This is a genomic window from uncultured Anaerobiospirillum sp. (genome assembly GCF_902485895.1).
Classification (GTDB): domain Bacteria; phylum Pseudomonadota; class Gammaproteobacteria; order Enterobacterales; family Succinivibrionaceae; genus Anaerobiospirillum; species Anaerobiospirillum succiniciproducens.
The window spans coordinates 1-4,746 of the sequence record NZ_CABTML010000049.1 but is presented as its reverse complement, the minus strand read 5'-3'; the positions used below and the strand labels follow the sequence as shown (position 1 = coordinate 4,746).

Genomic DNA, 4,746 nt, shown 5'->3' with positions numbered 1-4,746 from the left:
TATTCATGTGCATGTTTCCCAAAAAAACTGATAAACATGCGGTTCATAATAGTTATGCCAGTTTTATATTAATACCCCCCAAATATCGTACACATACTTTTAAGGGATAGTCACTCTCTATAAAAAAGGCATGTTCCATCCAATCCAAACTACTTGTCACTACAGCAATATCCTGACGCCAACGCAAATTTCCTAGCAGACCTACTTCCCCTATAGCTGTCCTTTTACAGGATTCTAGAGCTTTGTTCTCATCGATATCTAGGCTTAATCCCTTGGAACTTAAAAAGTTTGGAAGCTCGCTTAGACGCATAGACTTGGTATATTTAGTTGGGTTTGAGTTGCCTTTATCACTTAGTTCATTAGCAGAGTCTAATAACTGAACCTCTCCTATATAGGCAATCACTGCAAGTTCGCCTATCACAATACGAATAATGTCCTTAATATAATTTATAGCATCATGCTCAGGTATGCCCAATATTTGTAGTTTTGCGCAGTAAGCCAATATATTAAACTTCAGATTCTCATGACTTAACAAAATCATTACATCGTCTGCAGTAATCTCCACGTTTTTAACAACTAAAGGTCTACTTGGCATAGCTGGTACACCAACGACAATATCCCAATACTTTAAAACCCTTTCCGGCGCTTGCTCCTTCACGTAAATGTACGCATATAGTCTGATACAATCCGCAACCTGGGTAATAATTAGCTCAAATTTTTTGCCATTGTCAGACCTACGTACAACGACAGCAGTATTAACTTGTTTAAATATTTCAATAAGCTTTTTATTAATACCTTCAAGATTTCTTTTGGTAAGACCTTTGTTAAAAATATTGCGGATGTATTCCTCTTGCTCAACAAAAGAAAGCCAAACAGCCTGTACTCGCTGTCTAAAATTCTGCTTAAAACAAGCGCAGCTTAAACGAGTTATACAGCTTTGAATATATTCATCACAGTCAATTTTTTGTTGATCAGACTCTTTTGCTCGTTCAAAATAATAAAGTGCAGTGCTACTAAAATCTAAAACATAATGTACATAAGCAACAAAGAAGTTCCACCATCCAGAATTAATCATCGATGATTCATTTGGCATGATCCGTTTATTAACGGCGAACAGCATATCTATGCCGTCGTCACTCTTGCTGCATTCAGTTATTACGGCTAAGGCCAGATCCAAATCTAAAGGCGTGAATTCCTCAGTATCAATTGAATGACTAGCATCAAATGCACGCTGCAGAATTTCTCTACCCTCTTCAGTATGCAGGCACTCCTTGATTAAAGCAAAAGGAAGCTCTGTTTCCTTTCCATGAATTAAAGTAAGTAAAAGCGAATCTACTATATCAGGCATAGCATCGAGGTCTAACGCTGTAATTTCATTTTCAACACCCATCGTGAGAAATTGAGCTTTCAAGTCTTTTGCCACTAAATGAATCATTAGGGCATTCTTGTACGATTCTATGATATTCATTATTACCTCGATTCGCTTAAACAGGTCGTTAGCTTGTACCAATTGCTTCTGACATGAAGACAGAATTAACTAAGTTCATTTCAAAACTTGTGCACTCATATCTAGCTACAACATTAGCACCGCAGGTTCATCAAGACAATAGCTAAAATCTAATTTTTAGACTGCTTTAAAAAATCAAATAGTTAACGCAACAGTGCTCATGCTATTAAGCAATGATGTGCTCCTAAGATAATGCGGCAAGTTTAGTACTTGCTTATGATTTGATCCGTGACTTACCTAAGCCTGATATGAAATTAGCTGCTATTGAGGCTTGGGCTGAGAGAGCTCAGTTTTTTGATGATTGGAGTTTGATATGATGGCTTTGGCACTGTTGTTTGACTGTACTTTGGACCAAAACCACAAGATGGAATCTTGATTGCGTCGATGATAGGCGGGGCACTGAGGGACGTTACTTAGCACGCAATAATCTAGTCCATGGCTCATCAGAGCCATGGTTGATTGTATGGGATCTTGGGATTTTGGGGAGGTGGCTTAGAGGATGGATGGGCGCGTTGGATCGATGATATAGCTCATCTGATCGCCAAAGCGTTTGAGGAGCTCGATGGAGCCGTGCTCAACGGCAAAGTCTAATTCATCTTGATGGAGAGGAATAACTTGATAGAAGTTAACATCACCATCACCATATGGCAGCTCACAAATCGAAGCTTCTTCCCGATCAGCACCCACGCTGACAGATAAGGCAGGTACGATGAGCACGCCAGTAAAATCAGTACCTTGAGCAAAGCCATCAGGCAGGCTAACAGTATGATATGGGCCAAGCCAGCTATCTTCTTCAATTGGTAATCTTGAGAGTACTTTTAGCAGGCGGATTGGCCAATAGTCTATCTCTACAGATGAGTCGACTTTCCAATTGCTAGGAAGACTTACGACAAATTCGGCACGGTAGACATCGGCTGAGGCAAACTTGTCTGGTACGTTCATAACATGCGCACCAGTACCATGAGTAATTAAATTGAAAAAGGCACGATCATCTTGATCTTTGGCATGAACAATATAGATATCGCAATGAATATCTGGTGAAATCAGCTCATGAAATACGCCAGAGCATTCACCAAAGAACTTTGCAATATGTTCATCTACTGCCTGAAATTGCACTTCATCATACAGTTCAGGATGAAGGTCCAAAGAATCATCACCGAAATCTTGACCTTTAAACTCACTCATTGCTGCAAAACCTTACAGACAGTCTTAAAGAGCGACTCTTAAGGCCGCGCTGCTGTCCAATTCTTCTTACGTATCAAATTTCCATTATCATCGTTGAACGCATCGACCTTAACTTTGTCTAAAGATAAGGAGATGCCAATGTAGCCTCATAAGTTCAGCTTAGCTGCAAGTATGGCTACTGTTCCTTTTAATCGAGCATTCAAGCTTAAAGATCATGGTATTGAAGTTTGACCATGAGCACTTAAGCGTTCGACAAAAGCTTTAGTCATATAGCATCCAAAAAGTTGGGCACTATGATCTTCAAACCATTATAGTGATGAGCTCATAGTATGTAAGCTTAGATGAACAAATAAGGAGACCTCATCACAAAAACAACCCAAGCAATTTGCCAATACGGGATCATGCTCACAACTAGTATGGTAGCAACCTAATCATCCTAGACATAATCGCATCTAGTAACAATTACTCAGATGTCATGGCTTTGAGCTCGTTGGTTACTTATTCACCACTCATGGCTTAATCAGCTTCATGCCTGATGAGTCAGGTAACATGAGCGTTGATGAAGAGACTGCAATGAACATCGCTCTTGAGGCTGGTGCTGATGACGTTATTGTTAATGACGACAGTTATATCGATGTAACCTCCGCTCCTGAGAACTTTGTTGCTGTTGTAGATGCTTTTGCAGCTCAGAACATCAGCCCATCTTCAGCTGAAGTTACCATGACTCCATCAACTGAGACTGCACTGGACAAGGAAACTGCAGAGAAGTTCATCCGTATGATCGATCTTCTTGAGGACCTTGATGACGTTCAGAACGTCTACCACAACGCCCAGATCCCAGATGATCTCGAGATGTAATTAATCCTCATCTCAAAGTAATCTTGCGCCTCAAGGATGAACTTATTTATCCTTGTGGCCATAATGAAAATGCCGCAGCATGACACCAAAATTTCGTCATGCTGCGGCATTTTTGTTTCCATTCACCAAAAATAGCCATTGAATAGCAACGGCCATTTAACATTATTTGGCTTTAGCAATGCCCTTGGCATTGATATCAGGGTGTTGATACTCAACTGCATAAGTGCCGTCACGGTTAATCCTAGAGACAGCTGCAACTTGCTTTAGAGCATTGCTAAGGACTATGCAATAGCGGTGCGGATCGGAGTTAAGCAAGCTAAAACCATACTTGCGATCGACCATTTGCTTAGAGCCCTCATCAAGCTTCTTGATTACATTATCGCGACAGCGTGCTAGCTTAAACTCAATTACCACGTCAGGTACCATTAGACCATTTTCTTGCTTATTAATCACTAAATCTGCATAGCCAAAAAGGGATGCGAATTCACGCTGTGCACAAAAGCCTGAAAAGAAAAAAGGCAAGAATATATTCGCGGTGAGAGCCTTTTCGTAATTAGGCTCTGTGAAGCTCTTCTCATCAAGGCAATTGAGGATATCATCAAATAGATCAGCAATACTCTTACCGCCTTGATGCAGGCGTTCAAATACTTCTTTCTTATTACTAAGCAAGCTAAAGAGCTTATGGTTTACACCAGGCATGCTTTCTGGGTGATCTTGGAGTTCTTCAATTAAAAGAGTTGCTAAAGAGTTAGCTACCTCATGATTGGCTAAACCCAAGTATGCAACGTTGTCTATAACCTCCTTAATGCTTAAGTAGCCAGCTTGGAACAAAATGGCTATAGCATTAGTTAAGGTGATATTCTTAATATTGTTAAGTTTGACAATTAGGCTGTTTACATCAATAGATAGAAGTTGTTTGTTAGCTTGATTTGTTGCCGAATTATCTATTGCCAAGCTAAATATAGGGAAAAGACTCTCGAAAACATCGGCGATTGATGCATCAACCGCTGTCTTTTTATCTATTGGGTTTTGATAGATGCTGTTAAGAAGCTGGTTAACAATGGCGTGATTACATTTCTGTAACAGCTTGAGTATAAATGATGATCGAGCTCCTGTGTTCGACCAGTAGTTGTTAAACCCCTCTTCAGGTTCGCTAAGGAATAAAGAGACACTAACAGGGCTAAATACGCGCTCCT

Annotated in this window: 3 protein-coding genes and 1 pseudogene; 1 reads left to right on the top strand and 3 read right to left on the bottom strand. The window is 40.1% G+C overall.

Annotation, left to right across the window (positions count from 1 at the left end):
• Positions 1-52: 52 nt before the first annotated feature.
• Both RDO37_RS03940 and RDO37_RS03935 read right to left on the bottom strand, forming a co-directional pair.
• The gene (locus RDO37_RS03940; protein WP_308498184.1) at positions 53-1,435 is read right to left on the bottom strand and encodes a hypothetical protein; all 1,383 of its coding nucleotides are present in this window, start codon (positions 1,433-1,435) and stop codon (positions 53-55) included.
• A 564-nt stretch (positions 1,436-1,999) separates the two neighbouring features.
• Positions 2,000-2,692: a suppressor of fused domain protein gene (locus RDO37_RS03935; protein WP_308498183.1), complete on the bottom strand. Its 693-nt coding sequence runs from the start codon at positions 2,690-2,692 to the stop codon at positions 2,000-2,002.
• A gap of 501 nt (positions 2,693-3,193) precedes the next feature.
• Between RDO37_RS03935 and RDO37_RS03930 the strand changes: the two are divergent.
• A pseudogene (locus RDO37_RS03930) lies at positions 3,194-3,550 on the top strand (YebC/PmpR family DNA-binding transcriptional regulator); the annotation flags it as partial.
• A gap of 162 nt (positions 3,551-3,712) precedes the next feature.
• Here the strand turns inward: RDO37_RS03930 and RDO37_RS03925 are convergent.
• Positions 3,713-4,746, bottom strand: a 1,034-nt coding sequence (locus RDO37_RS03925; protein WP_308498182.1) for a hypothetical protein, incomplete at its 5' end; no start/stop codon positions are given.

Bases quoted from the DNA above. Each gene is read 5' to 3' on its own strand.
- RDO37_RS03940 (WP_308498184.1), bottom strand. From the start codon at position 1,435: ATGATTCATTTAGTGGCAAAAGACTTGAAAGCTCAATTTCTCACGATG.
- RDO37_RS03935 (WP_308498183.1), bottom strand. From the start codon at position 2,692: ATGAGTGAGTTTAAAGGTCAAGATTTCGGTGATGATTCTTTGGACCTT.